Here is a 23,040-nt window from a genome sequence, read left to right as displayed (position 1 = left end):
TTTTACCAAAATAATTATTTAACAAAATACATAAAAACACTTGAATTTATTCCACTATCCTGTTAGTATTGAATTGTAGATAAGATTTCAACTACTCTCATATCAAGTTCAAAGAAGGATGCTTCATTCTTGAACATAAAGTTTTGAAGAGCTTATTGATTTTAAAAACGAATAAATTACTACATATATCATAAATTTCATAATTATGCTATCCTATTTGTATACAATTTTGTATTTCAGGAGGCATAATTATGAAATTTAACAGATTGTGGGTAGTACTACTGTGTTTTACTCTCCTTCTTTCTGCTTGTGGAAAAGAAAATGATGAAAAAGTAAGTGCTAGTAGTGAATCAAAAGTAGACTTATCTAACTATCCTATTGGTGTGCAGGATGGAAAAGTCTCGCTTGAATACTATAATATCCTGTTAGAGGCAAACACTAAACTTGGAGAATTCAACAAGAATTTAAAGAATGCTTCAGGAATAGATATTGAAGAGAAAAAGGATTTATATAGAAAATTTCTAGTATATATAAATGGGATTAACTACACTCCTGTGAATAATGTAGAAAAAGAAATAGATAATTATTTTTCATCATTTTTATTCAATGCTAAACAGTACTCTGAACATCAAATTAAATCCTATGATTCAAAATCAGATTTAGATAGTTCTGTCGCAAAAGATTATGCTGTTAATGCTCAAAATGATATGTTGATGGTCACTGAAATTATGGATAAGTACCAATTATTCACTGACTAGTACTATTTTAGTTTAATTGTACTTCACAACCTACTCTCAAATGATTAGGTTGTTTTTATTCAATAAAATACATAAGTATTACCAATTATAATGTTCATTAATGAAAGATATTGCACTCTTCTCCCCCTACTTAATATAGATAATACGTAGATTGTCGAAGGAAAAATTAAACATTCTTGATAATATGCTAATATATGCTATAATTTCCCTAACTAAACTCTATCAAACTCTCATATATAATAGTGAGATCACTATGTTTAATGGGAGGTGATAGTAAGTGAAGAAAAAGGAGGATGAAGACATGCAAGCAGTTGACGAAAAACACGAAGTAAAAGACAAAATTACTCAAAGTTATGAAATTGACAATAATCGTATTAAAGAGCTTGTAGTAAGTAAAGAATCTGTAGTAGTTAAGAACGGAGTTATGCAAATAGACCCTTCTCATCCCGATTACGATTTTTGGATGGAGGATTAATTTATTCATGAAAGCAAAAGATATATACAGGCTCAACCATCCTTATGAAGAAGGACATGGTGATAAAGAGCGCCCTGTCCTTGTTTTTGTTTTAACTTCAACCCCTGATGAATTCATTGCATTAAAAATAACTACTAAACCAAGACCTCAAAATAGAGTGGAAATCAAATATTGGCGTGAAGCGAATTTAGAGCGTGAGTCATATGTTCAATGTGATCGATATACACCTTTTATTTTAGATGGGGATGCGGAACATGTCGGGACGTTAGATCAAAGTGATTACGACAAAGTAGTCTTGAAATTTAATGAATTTTATCCTATCTTAAATATGCAAAAAGAGTATGAAGAAAGTTTAAAACAACCATAGAAATTACAAACTAAGTAAACTTATACACATATCTCGCTCCCTTTCTATATTTTAATGGAAGGGTTTTATTATACCCTAAAATAATTAAATACATAAATATAAAAAAGAAGAATTTAAGTGAAATGAATCACTCAATTTCTTCTTTTTATTTTGCAATTAATAAAGGAGGATGGAAATGGCTACAAATAACCCAATTGAATTATTAATTGCTTTAGGCGTAAATGATTCATCATCAAGAAACAACATCCAAAGTTATTTAGACAAGATAAAAAAAGACTTAAAATTAGATATTGAGTTAAATACAGTTAAAGGTAATGGAGATACATTCGATACTTTGCGTAAAGAAACTGAGTCTTTACAGAAGCAAGTTTCACAGTTGAATAAAGAGCTAAGTAGTATAGGCTCAAATAAGTCACATTCCCCTACCCTATCTCAAGGTATTAAGCAAGATGTTGTTGAGTCAATGAAATCTCTCGATCAGTTGAAGAATCATATAAAACAGCAGAATGGCGAATTTAAAATCAAGACTATCGTAGACGCTCAAGGATTAGAAAAGATAGATGCTGTTGTCACAAGAGTTAAAACTGGTCTGAATCAGATTCAAGAAACCCATCTAAAACCAATATTAGATACCAATAATCTAGTCGTAGGATTAAAACAAGTTGGTCAAACTGTCCATGATATTAGCTCTAAGGATTTAAAATTGAATTTATCTAAAGGTATGGAAGAGTTAAATAAGTTTGCACGACAAGGTGAGCTATCTAAAGAACAATATGAAAATTTTAAAAATAGCATCTCTTCTTCGATCAATAATACTGAACTAAATAAAGTTCTGGAATCGATGAGGAGTATTAATAAAGAAACTGCGCATGAAAACAAGATGCAAAATTCGATGGCTAATATTAATCAACAAGCCATCGAATTATCTCAAAAGCTAAATCAGTTTACAAAAGATAAGAATAATGCATTTGATCCGATTGTTGTAGATAAGTTTATCGGCAAGTTAGATAAATTAGCAGGTATAAATTTTGATTCAGTTAAAGGTATGAAATCTGCCAATAAGGACTTCTCTTCAATTGAAAAACAAATAAATACATATATAAAGTTACAAGAAAAATATAAAGATGTTACAGACAATTTAGAACTGTTACAGCGCCAAGGTAAAATTACATCTTCTGATTTAGCTAAATTTACTCAAGATGCAAAAATAGCTACTACTGTAACTGAGTTAAATAATCTAAATAAAGAAATAAATAAATTTGGAAAAACAACACAAATTGATGCTCAAATTTCGAACACGTTTAAGAATATTGGTAATGAAGTTGAACAATTAAATAATAAATTAAAAAATGTTACAAATAACTTTAATGTTCCATCAAACAATACTTTATTTAGTAAGATTAAATCAGATATTGACTCTATTAATAATATGAAGCTCAATACTCCTGAAGATATTAAAACGCTAAACAAGTTAATTTCTGACACGTCTAAGAATATTCGACAACTTGGACAAGACAGTAATAGTTTAAAGCAGTTTGAAACTAAGACTCGTGAAATAAACAACCTGTTACAGCAGATGAAAGAGTCAGGATTACTTACTAATAAAGAGATACATAAGTTTACTGATTCGTTATCGAGAATTGAAACTGGTAATTTAGCTCATGTCAATAACCTGTTAACTCAAATGAGTGGTAAGTTTGATAAGTTGAAATCCAGCGAAAAGAATTTAGATACATTTGAAAAACAGCAAAACTCCCTTTCTCGTCTTAATTCTGAATTGACAAGAACTGAAAAACTCTTCCCTCGCACAATGGATGCTTCTAAGGCTGAGAAATTAAGAAAAGAGATTGAGAGTTTAAGTAAGCTAAATATTATAAATCCAACTTCCCTGAAGAATAATCAAAAAGAAATTGATGTACTAAAAGAAAAAGTTAAGCAGTTCCATGCTGAATCTACCCAAGCTTCCAAAGGTTCTGTTGGAGTAATGGAAGCTTTTAAAATTGCGATGGAACGGTTTCCTGTCTGGATGGCGGCAAGTACTGCTTTTTATGGCGCTATCAGAACTGCAAAGGAATTCGGAACTATACTAATCGATATTGATTCCAAATTGGTATCCATTCAAAAGGTAGTAGATAACGGTACAGATATGGGTGCAATTTTTGACAGAGCAACACAATCTGCTGAAAAATTCGGACAATCTATTTCTCAAGCTTTGGATGCCTATATCGAATTTGCCCGTCAAGGATATAAAGGTGCTGAGTTAGGAACTCTTGCAGACGCAGGTTTAGTTGCATCTAATGTAGGCGAGATTACAGCACAACAAGCAAGTGAATATATGACAGCTTCATTGGTGCAATGGAAGAAAGATGCATCAGAAGCTATGGGCATTATCGATAGTTGGAATAATATATCCAATAACTTTGCAACTACTACAGAAAAGTTAGCAAAAGGTCAAGCTCGTGCAGGCGCAACAGCTAATGCTATGGGGCTTGAGTACGATCAACTTAACGCAATTATTGGTACCGTAACCGCAAGCACGAAACAGAGCGGTGATGAGGTCGGTAACTTCGTCAAAAATGTTTTGCCTCGTTTAGTTAGCGCTCCTGCGCAAGATGCGTTAAATATGGTTAATGTATCTCTAACAGATAAACAAGGTAATATGCGAGATATTATTCAGGTTTATACTGAAGTAGCTAACAAAGTAAAAGAGCTAAATGATACTGAAAGAATTTCTGTTATGGAAGGTTTAGCAGGTAAATATCACATATCTCGTATGCAAGCATTATTAGATGATTTAGGTTCTGCAAAATCAATGTACAGAGAAATGTATGAGACATCTAAAGACTCAGCAGGTTCTGCATTGCGTGAGAACGAAATTTACATGAAATCATTAGAAGCACGTATAGCGTTGACTAAAGTTGAATTTGAAAAGCTAGCTGTTTCTATAGGTGATGCTTTTCTTACAGATGGAATGGTGGCATTTCTTCAAGTAGCTTCAGGTGGTTTAGGTGTTATAACTAAGCTTGTAGATGGAATCGGTTTACTTCCTGTAGTTTTAGGTACAGTAGGAATGTCAACATTTGCATTATCTACAAGATTTAGAACATTGAGTACTAGTGTCGGTTCTGCCACAGTTACTTTATTAGGTTTCAACGGTGCTCAAAAAAGTACTGACTTGTGGAACAAAATGCTAACAGCTAGTACAAGAACTTTAGGTGTGGCGTGGAAAGGTTTCTTGGCGTCACTTGGAGTCGGAATTCCACTAATCTTAGTTGGTGTAGCTTTAGAAAAACTCATGGGCAAAATGGGTGATGCTCGTCAAAAGGCTGAAGAGCTAGAATCTCAAACAAAGCAAACAATGGATTCTTATAAGTCGAATAAAGATAGTATCAATGAATTAGCAAACGAATATAGTAAGCTAGAAAAAGCTATGAGTGACGGAGACAAATCAGATTCGACACTTCAAAAACATGCGGAAGTAGCTGATGAACTAGGTAAAATAATGCCTTCTTTAGTTCAAGGTGAGGATACATACGGACGTAAAGTAGTCGGGTCTTCAGATGCCGTTAAAATTAGAGTTGAAATGTTACAAAAACAACTCGAAATTCAAGAAAAAATAGCACAAGCTGAAGCTAGAGAAAAACGTGATGATAACATTGATACGTATAAAGATTCAATTAAGGACTCGCAAGGCGCAATAGATTCTTATCTAGATGTTTTGAAATCAAGTAGTAAAATGTCAGAAGATATCTCTGCTACAATTAATGACATTCCAGAAGAAAAACGTTTTAAGTTTATAGATGATAATGGTAAACCTGTATATCAAACATTTAAAGATGTAGAAAATGGCATTGTAAAAGTTGAAAAGGCTCTTAAAGAGGCTAATGCTTCTGGTGATGAAAAAGCAATAGAATATTATACGGAAGCATTAAATGGATTAAATGAAACTTATCAGGAAATATCCCCTTATGCTAACGATATAATAAAGAACACAGAATCATTGAGACTAGTATATTCTGATTCCATTAATGACATCATAAATAGCAATTCAGAATTAGATGAATCCGTAAAAGAATCTGCTAAAAATATAACACTCCAACTATTAAATGCAGTAAATAAATCAGACTTAGATAATGTTAAAAGTGCTTTAGAAAATTTGTTCTCTGGAGTGCAATTTTCTGATGTTTCTAATGATTTAATTAAAGTTTTCGCTGATTTAGAGGGTGCATCAGAAGAATCATTCGGTAAGATGGAGAAAAACGCAGAAAAGTTTCTTTCTACCCTACCTGATATTTTAAAATCAAGTGGGATGAAAGCAGAAGACGTTTCTGCTGTTATGGAAGTCCTCAAAAAGAAGCTTTCTGATACATCTACTGAGCATAAAAAATTAGCTAAAGAGGCTAAAGAAAGTGGAGTAAGTTTAGAACAAGCTAAAGCTAATGCAGTTGAGTTTGGTGAAGGAGCAGAACAAGCTTCGGAATCAGTATCAGAGCTAGCCTCAAAAATGAAAGACTACAAAGATGCAACCGAAGCTATGGCGGGTGTATCACAATCAGGTGTTGAAGCATTAAATGACTTAATATTCCAATACGATATGCTAACTAATCAATTGGCAGGCTACACTCAACAACAGCTTGAAGATATTTATATAAAAGAGAACTTATCTGCGGAAGAACTTTCGGTTAAAAAAGTTTTAGATGATCGAGTAGCTATAATGAAAGAACTGTCAGGACTATACCCTGATTTACTTGGAAAAGATGGTAAAGCTATTGCTCTGTCCGAAGAGAAACGTAAAGCTATTGAACAAGAAAATAAAGCAAACGAAGTTCTGCTAAAAGGTTATAAACTTGCTCGTGATGGAAAGTTGAGTGCCGAAGAACAAGCTACTTTGGCATCTGCTACTGCAACTAGAGCACGTATTGAAAATATAAAAAAAGAAATACAAGCATTAAGTATCCTTCAAAAAAAGTTACAAGAAGCTTACAATGACGCTACGAAGAGTATGGAAGACGAAGATCCAAACAGTTATACATATGGAATGAAAGCATATCGTGCAGGTACTCTTTTAGGTCAAGCTCAGTCAGGTATCAGCAATTATACATCTGAGTTAGAGGGACTTCAAAGTCAATTAAATACTAACATAGATACGATTGACGGCTTCAATACTGCAATTGAAAACTCATCTAAATCTACGAGCGGTAATACTAAAGCTCAAAAAGAAAACAATGCCGAAAAAGAGAAATCAATTTGGATAACTGATGAATATAAACAAAAATTAGAAGAGCTTACCTTAGCTATTGAAAAACAACAAAAGATACAAGCTAGATTCCCTGAACATTCTAAGGAATATAAAAAATCACTAGAAGCTCAAATCAAACTTGAAAAAGAAAAACTAGCACTTCAAGAAAAACAAGTTAAAGCAATACAATCTCAGATTGCATCAGGTAAAATTCAGCAAACTGGTAATGTTACTGTAAAATCCATCAATGGTTATAGTGGGAAAATTACTTCTGGATATGGTGAACGTTCAGATAATCATCGTGGTGTTGACATTGCCATGCCTACTGGTACTCGTGTTGATGCTCCTGTGTCTGGTAAGGTCATCAAGGCAGGTTCAGCTACATCAGATACAAATGGTAAAAAGATGGACTGGACTTATGGTAACTTGGTAGTTATTGAAGATAAAGACGGCATTAGACATTTACTAGCACATTTAGATAGTACTCTAGTAAAAGTTGGCGACCAAGTAGAAGCAGGAACTCAAATTGGTAAATCTGGTAACTCTGGTTATACTACAGGTGCTCACCTACACTACGAACAAAATAATTCAAAAGGTCAAACAATCAACCCTACTGCTACTTTAAATTCCATTCGTGCAGGTAGCTCCCCTACCTCATCTACATCTAGTCAACAAGCGATAGTGTGGAACTATTTTAAATCTAAAGGTTTAAATGACAAAGCTATTGCAGGACTTTTGGGTAATATTCAACAGGAATCAAGCTTTAACTCAAGTTTAGTTAACAAGTCTACAGGAGCATCTGGAATTTTCCAATGGTTAGGTGGAAGAAAAACTGGATTACAAGACTATGCTAAATCAGTAGGTAAATCTTGGACTGACTTACAGGTACAATTAGATTATGCATGGAAAGAATTAAATGGTAGTGAGAAAAAAGCTTTAGCTTCTTTACAAAGAAGTGATTTATCATCTTCTCAACATGCTTCAGAATTTGAAAGATTGTTTGAACGCTCAGGTGGTTCACAAGTTGGTAAACGTCAAGATTATGCTAACCAATATTACAATCAATTTGCAGGTACTAATGGTAGTTCTGGTGTCGGTATTGATACTACTCAACAAGCCATTGACCAAGCTAAGTCAGACTATTTAGGTTTACAAAAAGATGTACTTAATTCTAAAGAAACTATCGAAAACTTAAATGACATGTTGGTTAAAGCTAATATTGCTTATTATGACGACCTTATTAATAGTGTAGACCTTTCGATTAAGAAGTCTAATATTCTTTCTGAACAACAATCAGAGCATTCTAAGGCATATCGAGATGAGCTAAAAAAAGAAAGTAAGCATTTAGAATATAAACAGTCTTTATTACATAAAGAAGCAAACTTCATTCGTACACAACTTAAACGTACTGACATCTCCCCTGCTTTAAAAGATGAATTAGCTAATCAACTAAGTGAATTATCGTTATCTTGGTGGGATGTTGCTGAAAGTATAAAGAATGTAGAAGAGAAGATTCAAAATAGTAAAGTTGAATCGTATATCGCAAAGTATGAAGAGTTGCGACAAATACAAGATAAAACTATTAACTACGAAAAAGCTAAACTGGAAGAATTGGATACATCTTCTGCTAGATATGTAAAAACTCTCATGAATATAAATAATGCAATGAGAGAGAAACAAAATTCTAATCGCTATGAATTAACTCAATTAACTGCCTTAATAAACAGAAATGAATTAACTGGTGAAGCTCTAAAGTCTGCAAGACAACGTATTGATGAATTGACTCTAGGTATTAAAGAACTGCAAATTACCATTCAAAATGGTGATTATGATATTTTAATTAATATTAAGACTCAATCTGATGAAAAAGTTGGAATCATGGAATCTGCAATTAATCAAGCTGAAGCGATTCGTAAAATGTTTGATGAAGGTTCTGTTGATTACGTTAAATACACGAAAATTATACTTGCGGAGTATGAAAAAATAGCTCAACAGCATTTATCAACTAGAGACGCTTTAGTTGAAGAGTTAAAACAACGTGATATTACTGCTGAACGTATCAAAGAAGTCAAAAAGCTTATGGCAGATGAACATATAGCCTACTTGAATGCTACCCTTTCTATCAAAGATTATACAAAACAAGTTGAAAAAGCTAATGAGTCTCAGTTGAGTAATGTGGCAGATAAAGTTATCAATGCATATAAAGAATATGTCCAAGAACGTAGAGATGAGCATATTAAAATGCTTGATGATGAAATTAAACGTGAAAATGAAAAACATGAACAAATCATAAAACAGCTTAATGATGAAATGGATCTGTTCAGAAAAAACGTTGAAGATAAGATAAGACTTATTGATCGTCAAGAATCTCAACGAAGCTACGACATGGAAATTTCAGACTTAGAAAAAGAGCGTAATAATGTTCAAAGTGAATTCGATAGTTTAGCCTTAGATAACTCGCATGAAGCTAAAGCTAAACGTAAAAAGTTACAAGAGCAATTAGATGAAATTGATAAGAATATTGCAGAAAAACGTCATGATCGTGAAGTTGAGCTACGTAAAGAATCTTTAAACGATGCTTTAGAAGCTAAAGAAGAAGAAACTAATGAAAAAATTGAACTTCAGGATAAAGAACATGAAAATGAAATCAATAAAATTAATCGTAAAAAAGAATATTGGGAAAAGCATTATAAAGATTTACTTAATGACGAAAGAGAGTTTGCTAAGATAAGAGAAGCGATCCTATCTGGTCATTTTGAAAAGGTTAATGCTGATTTCATGAAGTATATTGGTGAAATGGAAGCTACACTACCTGAACTTGCAGATACGCTTGATGATACGATGGACGCTGTAGGAATGTCAATTAGAAATAATGTAATTGATAATTTAAAAGAAGCTCTGAATTTAATAAATGAATTTAATAATAGTCAAAAAGGATCTGATAACGGTTCATTCAATTTCGATCCTAATGATGGCAATGGATCACAATCATCTAACGGTAATTTATCTGAAGCTGATTTGCAAGTATTGTTAGGTAAATTCTTATACGATAATGTTGCTCCTAACACATCAGGTAAAGATAAAGATAAAATCCGTCAACTGGCAGAGCAGTTAGCTGAGCAAGGTAGAAAAAATGGCAGTACACAATTTACTAAAGATGATGTTAATTTTAATGATTCAATTCAAGGACTTACTCAAGCAGAGATGGATTCTTTATACGAATACTTTGATGGCAATAAAGGAATGTTAGGTGGTAAATACGATAGTTTTATTGAGCAGTTCATAAGTAGTATTTCTGGTAATAAGCATGAATCTACAAATGATGGAAGTTTATCTAAGGCAGATATGCAGGTTATGTTAGGTAAATTTATTTATGAAAAACTTGTACCTGACCCATCATTAAGTACCAATACTAAAACGGCATTAAAAGCGAAAGCTGATGGAGTTGCATCGCAAGGAAGAAGAAACGGTTCACCAATTTCAGAGAATGTTACATTTGATGCTGTGAAAAGTACATATACATCTGCACAGGTTAATCAAATGAAATCATTCTTCGACTCAAACTTAGGTATGGTGGATAATGCTACAACAAGAGAACTAATGCAAAGAAAGATTGCTTCACTTGATACTGGTGGATTAACTAATTGGTCTGGTCTTGGTGTTGATGGTAAAGGCGGTAAATACGCTATCATGCATCCTCATGAAAGAATATTGACTAAAGATGAGAACGCAAGATTCTTTGACTCAATTAATGTGATGGATAAAATCATGAGTAACCTATCCCCTTTCCTATCAAAGTTTACACCGCCTCAAAAGAACTCTCCTGTTGTTAGCGGAGATACTTACGGTGATATTAAAATTGACTTCCATATTGATAAAATGAATGGTGACAGAAATGATTTAGATAGACTTAGTAAAATGATCGATAATAATTTGTTACGCAAGAAAGGAATGAGAAAGTAATGTTAGAGTCTATTCATTTTATGTATGACAATATCTCTTCGAAAGATATGGGTGTTAAAATTACTTGGTCTAAAGGTGGTTTATTCGAAGAAAACTTTCTTCCTAAACGTAATATCATTGAGAAAAAGATTGCTAATAATGAGAAGCCTTACTTTCAGAGAGTGGAACACGAACCACTCTCTTTCAGTTTGTCTTTTTATCTAGAAAGTTGGATTGAAGACAAAGATATAAGAAAAATTGCTCGATGGTTATTTCAACCATATTACAAACCTTTGGTATTTGAAAGTAACCCTAATAGAGTTTTTAACGCTATTGTAGAGGGTGATTCTAATTTAATACATAACGGGTTACAACAGGGTTATGTTGAATTAAATATCAGATGTGACTCACCTTATTCTTATTCGCATGAACACAGTTTCAATAATTTAGAATTTAGAGATTCTAATACAGGTTATCAGATAATTGATGATATTAGCTCCTTTTCTCAAGGGAGCTTTTTTAATACAAAGGTCACTTCAAACGGATTAACAATTGATAAAGTAGACAACTCTTGGGGGTCGCTATACCCCAATATAAAGAAATGGGGTGAATTATGAGATGGAAACCACAAATCAACTGGATTTAAATATTACAACTGAGTCCACTTTTGAGGATGACGATATAAAACAAACTATTGTAAGTTATGGGGATAATTTTAAAAAAATAGAACGATATTTAAAAAATTCTACTGATTCGATTGAAAATCTAAATGAGAATAAGCTATATAAAATTGGACACATTCTTTGGAATAAAACCCCAACAATTGGATCATTTGTTGGATGGGTTGTAATTAGAGAAGGTATTCAAGCTAAAAAATGGCTACCTAATAAGAATTACAGTATAGGTAATTTAGTAAAGCCTCCTGTAGATAATGGTGGACTTTATGAATGTGTTGTCGATGGCAAAAGCTCAACTACCCACCCATCTTTCCTTACAACATTAAACCAAGAATTCTACGACGTAGCAGGTACTACTTGGAAAAATGAATTTAACTATGAAGTTGGTAGTTTAGTCTTCCCAACTAACGGAAGTAAAACTCATTATTATATTTGCGAAACAGCAGGATACTCCTCCCCTACTGAACCTGAATGGGCATCGATTCAAAACGACACAGCATTTATAGATGGTTCAGTTGTATGGAGAAAAGCTAAAAACATAATTTGGAAAAAGGTCGGAACTAGTTGTGAATTTAGACCATTCGGAAAAATAGAATAGGAGTTTTTAGAATGAAATGGGGTTCTTTAATAAATTCAACAGGTTCTTATATTTCTAAGACTTATGAAATTTCTAATGTTTCTTCTAAGTACTTAACAACGATACTTTCAAATATTATAAATATACATAATCAAAAAGTAGACTTCTTCTTTTCGGCTTCTTATGACTATGTTAATTGGACTGAGTGGAAGCAAATAAATTTCAATGATACTGATTTATTAAATGGTTATAAATTAGATGGGTTAATCTTCAGGTACAGAATTGTTTTAAATTCAGTTAAGGATAACGAAAAACCTTATGTACAATCATTTTCTATTTCCTTCGATCCTTGTGAATTACTAGAAAATTTAGGTGACTTTGATATTAAACCTAAGTTGTGGATTAGAAAAAATAATGGTAATGGCGATATTGAGCTTAGTAATTTAAATACAAATCAAAAATTAGAAATAAAGAATCTAATAAACAATGAAGAAGTATTCATCGATTGTCAAAAAGAAGATATAGTATCAGACAGACAAAATTTAGGCGTGTATAGGTATGATGATCATAACGATGAGTATTTGAAATTAGTGATAGGCGATAACTTCTTAAAAGGCAAAGGTGATTTTGATATGGATATTAGACATCAATATGTCTTTTTACAAGAGTGAGGTGATGAATGATTGAAATTAGGTGAAATAAATTATAATTTAAAACCAGATGGTGCTAGGATTTTTCTATGTAGACCTGATAAGAAAACAATAGCAAGGATAAGCGAAGCTTATGATATCAATTACAGTACAAAGATTTCAGTATTAAATGAGATCTCTTTTAAAATTCCTACGGTACTAGTTGAAGACGGCGTTCCTGTTGATAATAAAAATATCGATAAAATAAAAAATAGATATCTTTTCAAATTAAAATACGGAAATACGACTGAGTATTTCTTAATGAACGAGTCCAGTAAGTCGTATGGTGATGACGAATATATCAGTTATACTGCATTATCTCTTGGAGTTCAATTAAGCGATAAGAATATTAGAGAATTTGAGGTTGTCAGTAAAACTCTATCACAAGTTACAAGCGAAATCCTATCTTCAGTAAATACAAAATGGAAATTAGGATATGTAGATAGCTATTTCGAAGAAATTTACCGTAGTTATGAGGTTGCCTCAAATAATGTTTTAGAAATAATATATGATTTAGCTAACGTTTGGAACGCTTTAATCGTTTGGGATTCAGTTAAGTATGAAATAAATTTCTATAAACCTGATAATATTGGTAAAGATAAAGGATTTTATTTAAGAGATGGTAAATATATAGAGTCATTCAATTTAGCTACAAATACAATAGATACTATAACTCGTTTAAAAGTCTATGGTCAAGAAGGTTTATCGATCCGAAGATTAAATCCTACAGGACAATCATACCTTGAAGATTATAGGTATTATATCTACCCTTTTGCACGTGAAAACGAAGTTGTCATCAGTCATTCAAAATATTTAAGCGACAGTTTATGTATAGCGTTAGAAGACTACAAACTGTTAGTAGCATCTCTATCTGAAAAGTTTACTGAGTTAACTGCATTGGTTACTGCACAAAGATCCATTATCCAAACAGAAGATCAAAAACTTAGCGTCCTAAATACGCAAAGAATTATTATTGAGGACGAGCTAGATTTGTCTAATGCCAACTTTCAATCCTCCTCCCCTAATCATCAAGACATCATACAACGTTTAGAGACAAAAAGAGCTGAAATATCAAATCAAGAAGCTTTTATTAGAGAGTTAAAATATCAGCTTTCCAATTATGAAGATGAATTAAATGATTTGAAAGATAAATTAGCTAGGGAGAATAATTTCACTACAGAACAAATAGAAGAGTTGTCGGATTTTGAAATAGAAAAAGAACACACAAACGATTCTATTGTTGATGATGAAGATTTGCTAGAAGAAGGTAAAGAAGTATTCAGGAAATTTCTAGAGCCTAAAATTAAACTAGACATGAATTTAATTGATTTCCTTTCTGTAGTTGAATGTCAAAATGATTGGGATAAGCTTGGTCTAGGAGACATCGTAAGAGTTAGATACGACAGATTACAAGTAGATGTAAAAGCTAAAATTACTGAGATTACTCACGATTTCGAAAACGAAAGTATTTCTGTTGTTATCGAAAATGAATTCGATGAGGATAATAACTGGTTAGAGCAACTTAATAAGGCAGGTAATACTTCTACCATAGTTCAAATGGATAAATGGAAATGGAATTTATCTGAAGAAAATAATGGTGCTATCAACGACATCATTAACAATAAGTGGGACGCATTAAAAAATGCAGTAATGGCAGGTTACAATCAGAAAATAGAAATTAGTGAACGTGGCATTATCGTTAAAGACCTGCAAGATCCGTTAAGTTGGCTTGTTATTCAAAATGGATTTCTTGCCATAACTAATGATAACGGTAAGTCTTGGAAACATGCAATATCAAAGGATGGGATTTTTGGTGAGCGCATTTTCGGAAAAATAATTTCGGGAGTTAACTTGATTATTGAAGATGAATCAGGGATATGGATGACGCAAGGTTCTAGGACTACTATTTACAATCGTTATGGTGATGAAGTGATGCGATTAGGGTTGGTTTCTGATAATAAAAGAGATGAAGACGGAAACCTGATTCCACAAGAAAATGAATGTTTTGGACTTGTCTCGTGGAATCATATCACTAAAGTTGCCTTAACAACATGCGAAGGGTTTTCAGTTAGTAAAAGAGACGGAGACGATTGGAAAAAGGTGTTATGGGCTAACACTGATGGTACATTGTATTCTCGAAACATGGTAGCTGAGAATATTAAAATTGTAAATAATTTAGACAAAGTTATTATGGACGCAGAGAATAATTATTTTGACATCGGTTTATTCGATAAAATTGTTGCCGATGGAAAATTAACAACACTTGAAAAATTAGAGTTGATTAAAGAATTATATAAGATTCATTCAGACTACAAATTACTTCTTCAACAAGCTCAAAAATACATAAGAAGTGATAGAGATAATGTTACGGATGTAGATGGGCAATTCGATACTTTTACACAAACCTTCCCTACTGTTTATTCTACAACTGATAAATACTCAACAAGTGCTTTAAAAAATGCTTATCTAGATTTAATGAACTACATATCAAACTATATAAAAGTCATTAATAACGGTTATTTAGAATCAGATAACTTAATTATAGATATGACTGATCCTCTTACTGAATCCACGAGTGAAATTGAGAATCGTGGTATTTTTGTGCAAAAATTTAAAGATTACTATGATGAAGCCACTCGTCTCCGACAAGAAATTGAAGATTCTCTGTTCTATTCAGGCATTACTATGGGAAGATATCATAACAATCTTATTATGAATGATTTTGGTTTTATCGCTGTACGTAGCGATGGTAAATACCGTGCATATCTAAATGCTACAAATGGTCTTGCTCTACAAAAATGGGAAAATGGTAAATGGGTTAGTAAATTGTTTGCTACTTTAGGTGATTCTAAGTGGGAAGATGGAACACTTTATGCTGAAGGAATGGTAACAAAAAATCTTCGCATCGTTGATGGTGATTTAGGTGATGCTATTACACTTGACTGGAAAGATGGTATTACTATTTATGGTGATCCTAATGGAGACGGAGTTAAAGAATCAGTAATTAAATTAAATGCTAATGCAGGAATATCTATTCATGTAAATAATGATAAAAAATTTTATATAGGTATCGATGGAAGACTCTATGCAAAAGATATCACTACTCATAATTTAAAAATTGTAGATGGTTTCTTAGGTGAAAAAATCATCTTTGACCACAAGAACGGTATCACAATCAATGGTAACAACGGTGAGCAAATTAGATTGAACGCCAATGAAGGCATTGCTATCGATGTAAAGAAAGAACCTAGATTTTGGATAAATAAAGATGGTAACTTGTATGCTCGAAAATTGTTTATTATGAACGGTGAATTAGATGAATCAGTTCTAGAATCATTGGATAAGGATGATAGTTTCATTTCTGATTTAACTGTCACTAGATTACGAACTTACGATAAGAATGACCCTTACAATTACGTTCATATTAAACAAAAATTCCTAAGATTCATGACAAGATTTGATTTAAACAATCCTTCATCGGAAAAAGCAAAATATGAAATGTACTTTGAAGGTTCTGGAGTTGAAGCTTACCCTATTGCTATTTGGGGAACTGGTTCTGGTAACAATATTGATTTTAACAAGGCTAAACAATATAAAACTCCTAATGGATTCTTTACTGAATATGTTGATGAGTATGGTGAGAAACATTCAATTAATTTAACAACAGATAGAGAAAAATCTATTGAGCTTTTAAGCCCTCGTACAGTTTCTATTAAAGGTGGAAATGGTAGTGGAAGTATTACAATTAACAACTCAAAGTTAGAATTAAGCTTTGGTAATAATGTAATATCAATGACGGCTAATGGTATAAAAATAAATGGTAATCGTATCGATCTTAACTAAGGAGGTTGTTATATGGGGTTAATTACATTAAATGGAGCTTCTATAAATCAATCAACTGCTGTATCTCATATTAGTACTGAAAGATATATCCAAACAGGGACAGAATGCACATCATGGGACGATGATGGCTACTGTACTAATCGTGAGCCTGTGTACAATTGGGTTGGAGGATATAGTACTAATGCTAATATAAATGGAACTATAAAAGCCAAACAATCCAATGTATTTATTCAAGGAAGAAACCCCGCCCTACTTGGCGATAGTACGGATGAAACTGATACTTATAGTCTTTCATCAAACGAGCGTTATGTGAGTGGTCAGCACAATAATACAAATGGAAAAGTATCTACTGGAAATACTAAAAATGTTTATATTGGTGGCGTCCTAGTTGCAACTAAAGACTCTACAATTTCAACACATGCAAACACTAGTACAAATGTAAAAGATGGATTCAGTTCAAATGTACATATTGGTGGATAGAAAGAGGTGATTAATTGTCATTACCTATAAATTATTTAGAATTTAATAACCCTGTTCATATAGTATGGCGCAGTGGATTACCGAATGATCCATTTATAGACCGTCTGGATATTGTTCGTGTAGTAAATCAACGTGTCTTTTTATTAGAAATACCAGATGAAATGTTTAGAGTTAGAATTTCAGGTATGTTTGAGATTAATTATGAAAAGTTCATGAAGCAAAGCTTAGAGAACAATGAATTTTATGTAGACTATACAAACGGGTTTGTTTACTTTCATGCATTAAAAGAAGCTGAAACAATGTCAATAGTATATAAAGGAAGAGGTTTGATACTTTACCCTTCCACACGTATTCTTCATTTTGATGGAACAGATTCTACAGAGACATTGCATGAAATTATTGAAAAAAGTAAATTACAAGTTCAAGAATTAATTGATAGAACTGATAATTATGAAGAATATTTGAATCATCTTGTTGTTGCTGTAAATAATTCAAATCAAGCAACAGACCAAGCTTTAACTGCTACACATAAAGCTAATGAAGCTACTGAGTTAGTTAAAGATGCATATAAAACAACAGTCTTAATTTATCAACCATTCGTTAATACGTATGATGAAATAGCCAAGACATTCCCCTACCCTGAGGTCGGATGGACAACTCAAGTGTATGACACAGGCATACGTTATAGATGGAACGGAAATGTTTGGATACCTATCGATGCTCTTGGTGGAAACGTCCCCCTAGCAAACGAAGAAATTAATGGTTTGATGAGTAAAGAACAATTTATTAAGGTAAAAAATATAACTAAATTTGTGAATGAGAAAACAATAGTTTTTATTATTCCAAAGGATATATTAGAGGGTGTTCAAGATCCACATGTTGTGTTTGAATGGGACGGAGTAATTACTGATGTTAAGGCACTTGTATCTACAAAAGGTAGTCACCCTACTCCAATTCTAATACAGAAATCTGCAAATTTTAAGGATTGGGTTGATGTCACAGATAATCCAGTAACAATTGATGCAGATAACTATTATAACAATAAATCATTTACATTAATTAATACAAAGGTGAAGAATGGAGACGTATTTAGACTACATGTCCCCTCCTTTTCAGTTGACGCTCAAAATCTATCTGTTAATGTAAAAATTCTATTGAACGACTCTCTTGATTTAATTTAATAAAAGATGACTATTATTAAAAAATACATATGAAAGAAGGAATTATTAATGAGTGAAAGACCAATAGTTTCTTGGTATGAAGGTACAAATACTACATCTACAGAAGTAAAAACTACAGTTAACTATGGTACAGTTGATGCTATGTCTGATTCACCTCAAAAAACATACTTCATTTGGAATAATCGGGGCGGTACAAAAGATTGTTCCAAAATGGAGGATGTTAAATTTACTACTCGTGACCGTAATGGTGGCGATGGTAGTAGCGTAGGAAATATTGTAGAAGCAGTACGTGATAACTGGTTCAAAGTTAGAGTTGATAGTCTGAATGAACAAGGCTTTACTCCTGTGGGCAAAGGTGGTGTTGGAACAGAGAATCCTTCAGGTACAAAGTTTTTAGGGACAAATGGAATTACAACAAATGTACATGCAAGTACGTCTACAACATGGTCTAAAGAAACAAAAATAGCTATAGATACTTATATTAAGCCTACCGTTGACAATGGTTTTATTTATAGAGCCGTCAATGCAGGTGAAACTGGAATGACTGAACCATCATGGCTAATTGAAGAAGGAAAATCAGTATTCGATAATGGCATTGAATTGATTGCTATTAAAATTAATAAAAAACCCAACGCAAAAGAGATTCTAGGATTGGCAAATAATACTTTAGCTGACGGGACTAATGCAAATTTAGCAGGCGGTAACTTTGTTCAAGCAACAGTATTTGCGAAAGTCCCTATTGACGCTTCAGCAGGTAAAAACACTTTACTTCAACGTGTAACATTCTCTTACGTTTAATCAATAAAATACATAAATATACTTAGGGTAAGAGGTTGACTCCTCTACCCTTTTTAATTTAAAAAATACTCAATACAATGAGGTGCATCTATATGATATTTTCAAGTTCAAACAATTTACAAGCAATTAGTATTCCTTTTAACTGGAATGCTGATTATGCAAACGGAAAAAGCTATGCTGAGTACGACCTTCTCACGCATAAGAAAAATGATTTTTATTTAATACAGAAAAATCAGGTCATTCGTTTTGGTTTGTTTGGTCAAGGAATGAAATTTTTCTTTGAAATGTCTGATGGATCTTTCTATTTACATGGTAGAAGAATAGAAATTGGATATGAAACTGAAAATGGAGAAAAATATAATTTAACAACAAACTTTAGAGACAAAGACCTTATTACATATAAAAGAGCCTCTACTGATTTTAGCAGTAATCAAGGCTTACAAAATACAAGTATTGAATCAATTAATTTTGGATATAAAACGATTTATCAGAGAGATGATTTACAATTATTCTTTCAACCTGTAGTATCTTTAACTTTTAACGACAGTGCTTTTATTGAAGTTAAATTAACTTCAAATAAAGATATGAATGGATATTTAGTATTCAAATCGAGTGGTGTTGAAGTAGAGCGTTTCTACGCCCCTTTAGAAACAAATGTATCTGGTCAAATTAATTGGACTATTAAAAACTAACAAAAGAAAGGAAGACACTCTTTGACAACTGTAGGTGGTAATTTAGAAAAGAAAGAAATAGGATTACCCATTGGTGTCTCAGGAACTCACAATAATACTGAGATTAACAAAACGACAGGCTTCCTTCAATTAATGATAGTTGATGTTGACGGTCAGGGAAATCCTGTTTATGCAGAACAAGGCTTTTGGACTTCTGACATAGTTGATTTAGGTGATAGGTTTCTAGACTTTGAAAAAGTTTTTGTGAACCACGACAACAATAAATCAAGCTCCTTCGCAGTATTAACTAGAGTATCAGACAATAATACAGATTGGTCTGAATGGGTTGCTATTGCGGAAGATGGTAACATTCAATCTGAGACTAAGCAGTACATTCAGGTGAAAATTGATTTATTCTCAGGATTTGTCACTGATTTCTTTTCGATTTCAAATTCAGACTTTGAGAAAAACAGGTTTGTTGAGATTTCAAATAACATTAGATTAAAACGAAACTATCAGACTGAAATGGTACAAGATTCTACTTGGTCAGATTTAGGAAGTTTACACAGAAAGAAAATTATTCGTAACGAGTGGACTAGAATGGATAAGTTAGAGGTGAAAAAATAAATGGTAGATAATTTCACAATCGAAAATAAAAAAAGTCAAGTAGTTATGGATAAAAACGGATTATATTGGTATCAATTTAATGAAACATCTGGTAATGCAGTAGATTCTAAAGGTAGTGCATATACAGGGACATTATCTAGCGCAACCCGTGTAACGGGCTGGGATGGTAAAGGTAGTGCTATTAATTTTAATGGCAATTCACTGATTACTTTTAACAATAGTTTAATGACATATGGAGAGAAAACTATTTCTCTTAGATTTAAGACGCTTTCAAACAGTAATATGTTTTTATTTGAGAATTATGCTACACCTACTGTAAACCAAACTGGATACAACATGGTAATTAACCAAGGCAAGGTTATTATGAGACGAATTACCTCTAGTGGCGGGGATTTAGTAACAGCGTTTTCTTTAGAGTCCACACAAACATATAATGACGACCAATGGCACAAAGCAATGTTCACATGGTCGGGTAGCTCTAATCAAGTGCCAAAACTTTATATAGATGATCAATTAGTGGATTCTAAAAGCACAACAGTGAGTGAGACTAGCAAAAACTTTGCCACTCAGAACATGACTCTTGGTGGGAGTAAAATGTCAGCATTTAGAAGATACTTCACTGGACAAATAGACGACTTCCAAGTATATAACAAGGTATTGACACCAGAAGACTTTACTTTGAATCAATCTTTCATTTATCACAATAATGAATATAAGAAATACTTGCTTCAAGACGAGTTTAGCTATTCAGATAGTTTAATGCCAGTAATGACATCTAACAACACGCCTAGTGGAGTTGCTAGAGCAAACTCTGAGTATAGTGTGGACAGAAGTGTGTATAGACTTTTTGATGGACAAATTGGAACGTCCGATTGGGTTACTGCCTCCAATATATTAACAGGATGGGTTTCTTATGAGTTTGCCACTCCTCAAGAGGTAAATAACTATAAGCTTGTAGGAGTAGTAAGCAACGACAATGTGTTAAAGAGAAATCCTAGAGACTGGACTCTTGAAGGTAGCAATGATGGTGTAATATGGGAAGTTTTAGACACCCAGAAAAATATAAGTTGGTCAACATCTGATTATATTAAGAATTTTAATATTAGGAATAAGAAAACTTATTTAACATATCGACTAAATATTACTAAGAATAATGGTGGAACAGATAATCTAAGTTTTGATACGTGGAGTATGCACTCAATTTTAAATACAGTGCCAAGAGGTTTCTATGATGTATCCAACACTCTACCAACTCAACAACAGTTTATAGAGCAAGGGATGGATGCTTTATCGCCATTACTAGACCGCAAGGTAACAGAATTAACACCAAAACAAATGCACGATAAAACAGAGATTTTATTGGGTGAGGATGGCAAGGTTTTTGCTAAAAATGTAGACTTAAAAAAATATTTCGATATTAGAAGTATTAAAGTAGAGGTGAAATAGCATGGCAATACATTTAGATACAAGTGTTACAGGAGCTATGTATTCGAATGATAACTTAACTTCAACTATGTCAACGCCAAACTCCCCTGCTATAGCAAATAAAGGCGTTAGTGAGGGTAAATGGTATTGGGAGGTTACAGTAAACAGTGCAGTTGAAGGCAGAGTAGTGATTGGAATTGGAGATAAAGATGTTTCAAAAACGAGCTATGATGAAACAATTCATCGAAGAGTCTATTATGGAAACACTGGTCAGTCTTGGGCTTCTACAGGTAAGACTTATGGCTCGGCATTTGGGACTGGAAATATTATTGGTGTAGCTTTAGATCTTGATAATGGGATAATTGAATTTTATAAAAATGGAGTTTCTCAAGGTATTGCTTACAACGATGTGAAAACGATGTCTTCCCCAGTTTTTCCCTATGCTACACAGAATCTAGTTAACAACCCTGTTACGGTCACTTTTAATTTTAGTGGAGTATTTAAGTATAACCTTCCTACTGGCTATCAACCCTATGCGCCATATAATAAGTTATTGCTCTCTAGTAATAATAAAACCTATGCTTTAAAAGCAATGGGCGCATCCTATGAAACGAATATGACATCCAATATCGCCCCTTCTCCATTGGTTGCTTCTGCCAGTAATTCATATTCTACAGACTATTTACCTTTTAGAGCTTTTTCTGGTTCTCTTGCTAATCTCCCTAATGGTGGCAATAATTGTTGGATATCTGCAACCGACTCGTTCACAGGCTATATACAATTAGACTTCGGAAGCAAGGTTGCTATTCAAGGGTTCAGCTTAACTCCCCGACAAAACGAAGCTGTCAACGTTGGTGTTAATGCTATGCCAAAGGATTTCACTCTGTTTGGGTCAAATGATGGTGCTAATTATTCAATCATAAAAGAATATATTAATGAATCATGGATTACTCACACACAAGAGCGAACTTTTGAACTTCAAACACCAGTGAAATATCGCTATTATAAATTAGATATCAAAAGAAATAATGGTGGGACATTGTATATTGCAATTGGTGAAATCAAATTTTTAAAACCTATGGTGATAAGTGAATTACCTATTCCATCATTAAATAATTTTACTATGTATGGTACAGCATCTATTAATAATCTTGATAAAATTTTAGAGGTTAAAAATTATATTTTACAAGACACTATATCAGAAAATCCAGAAGGTCTGTTGACAACTAAAATAGATAGAAAACCACTCAGCTTAAGGTTTGTATAATGCTGAGTTTTATATTTCTTAATA

15 protein-coding genes are annotated in these 23,040 nt (G+C 32.8%); all 15 read left to right on the top strand.

What is annotated here, in order from left to right; genetic code table 11:
- Positions 1 to 251 precede the first annotated feature (251 nt).
- The 15 genes from AC3WSK_RS03460 to AC3WSK_RS03390 all read left to right on the top strand — a co-directional run bounded on the left by AC3WSK_RS03460 (position 252) and on the right by AC3WSK_RS03390 (position 23,016).
- The gene (locus tag AC3WSK_RS03460; protein ID WP_492414056.1) at positions 252 to 758 is read left to right on the top strand and encodes a hypothetical protein; all 507 of its coding nucleotides are present in this window, start codon (positions 252 to 254) and stop codon (positions 756 to 758) included.
- 277 nt (positions 759 to 1,035) lie between these two features.
- Positions 1,036 to 1,233, top strand: a complete 198-nt coding sequence (locus AC3WSK_RS03455) for a hypothetical protein (RefSeq protein WP_492534776.1) — start codon at positions 1,036 to 1,038, stop codon at positions 1,231 to 1,233.
- Positions 1,234 to 1,240: 7 nt separating this feature from the next.
- The gene (locus AC3WSK_RS03450) at positions 1,241 to 1,600 is read left to right on the top strand and encodes a type II toxin-antitoxin system PemK/MazF family toxin (protein ID WP_492414060.1); all 360 of its coding nucleotides are present in this window, start codon (positions 1,241 to 1,243) and stop codon (positions 1,598 to 1,600) included.
- Between the two features lie 175 nt (positions 1,601 to 1,775).
- Positions 1,776 to 10,802: a phage tail tape measure protein gene (locus tag AC3WSK_RS03445; RefSeq protein ID WP_492414062.1), complete on the top strand. Its 9,027-nt coding sequence runs from the start codon at positions 1,776 to 1,778 to the stop codon at positions 10,800 to 10,802.
- Entirely contained in the window at positions 10,802 to 11,398 is a 597-nt protein-coding gene (locus AC3WSK_RS03440) for a distal tail protein Dit (protein WP_492414064.1), read from the top strand. Before AC3WSK_RS03445 ends, AC3WSK_RS03440 begins: the two co-directional genes overlap by 1 nt.
- 1 nt (position 11,399) lies before the next feature.
- Positions 11,400 to 12,056 carry a hypothetical protein gene (locus tag AC3WSK_RS03435; protein WP_492414066.1) on the top strand — a complete coding sequence of 219 codons (657 nt, stop codon included), beginning with the start codon at positions 11,400 to 11,402 and terminating at the stop codon, positions 12,054 to 12,056.
- An 11-nt stretch (positions 12,057 to 12,067) separates the two neighbouring features.
- Entirely contained in the window at positions 12,068 to 12,706 is a 639-nt protein-coding gene (locus tag AC3WSK_RS03430) for a hypothetical protein (RefSeq protein WP_492414068.1), read from the top strand.
- Positions 12,707 to 12,718: 12 nt separating this feature from the next.
- The gene (locus tag AC3WSK_RS03425) at positions 12,719 to 16,567 is read left to right on the top strand and encodes a phage tail spike protein (protein ID WP_492414070.1); all 3,849 of its coding nucleotides are present in this window, start codon (positions 12,719 to 12,721) and stop codon (positions 16,565 to 16,567) included.
- A 12-nt stretch (positions 16,568 to 16,579) separates the two neighbouring features.
- Positions 16,580 to 17,047 (top strand): hypothetical protein, encoded by a 468-nt coding sequence (locus AC3WSK_RS03420; protein ID WP_492414072.1) that lies wholly within the window; start codon positions 16,580 to 16,582, stop codon positions 17,045 to 17,047.
- 14 nt (positions 17,048 to 17,061) lie between these two features.
- Positions 17,062 to 18,228 carry a hypothetical protein gene (locus AC3WSK_RS03415; RefSeq protein WP_492414074.1) on the top strand — a complete coding sequence of 389 codons (1,167 nt, stop codon included), beginning with the start codon at positions 17,062 to 17,064 and terminating at the stop codon, positions 18,226 to 18,228.
- Between the two features lie 48 nt (positions 18,229 to 18,276).
- Positions 18,277 to 19,026 carry a hypothetical protein gene (locus tag AC3WSK_RS03410; protein WP_492414076.1) on the top strand — a complete coding sequence of 250 codons (750 nt, stop codon included), beginning with the start codon at positions 18,277 to 18,279 and terminating at the stop codon, positions 19,024 to 19,026.
- Positions 19,027 to 19,118: 92 nt separating this feature from the next.
- A complete protein-coding gene (locus AC3WSK_RS03405; RefSeq protein ID WP_492414078.1) occupies positions 19,119 to 19,718 on the top strand; it encodes a hypothetical protein in 600 nt (199 codons plus the stop codon).
- A gap of 21 nt (positions 19,719 to 19,739) precedes the next feature.
- Positions 19,740 to 20,324 carry a hypothetical protein gene (locus AC3WSK_RS03400; RefSeq protein ID WP_492414080.1) on the top strand — a complete coding sequence of 195 codons (585 nt, stop codon included), beginning with the start codon at positions 19,740 to 19,742 and terminating at the stop codon, positions 20,322 to 20,324.
- Positions 20,325 to 21,770 (top strand): LamG-like jellyroll fold domain-containing protein, encoded by a 1,446-nt coding sequence (locus AC3WSK_RS03395; RefSeq protein ID WP_492414082.1) that lies wholly within the window; start codon positions 20,325 to 20,327, stop codon positions 21,768 to 21,770.
- A gap of 1 nt (position 21,771) precedes the next feature.
- Positions 21,772 to 23,016: an SPRY domain-containing protein gene (locus AC3WSK_RS03390; protein WP_492414084.1), complete on the top strand. Its 1,245-nt coding sequence runs from the start codon at positions 21,772 to 21,774 to the stop codon at positions 23,014 to 23,016.
- Positions 23,017 to 23,040 lie beyond the last annotated feature (24 nt).

Source organism: Lysinibacillus sp. EB271-A1-10B (assembly GCF_058791335.1).
The sequence above is the reverse complement of the archived record's forward strand: the minus strand, read 5'-3'. Positions and strand labels throughout refer to the sequence as shown.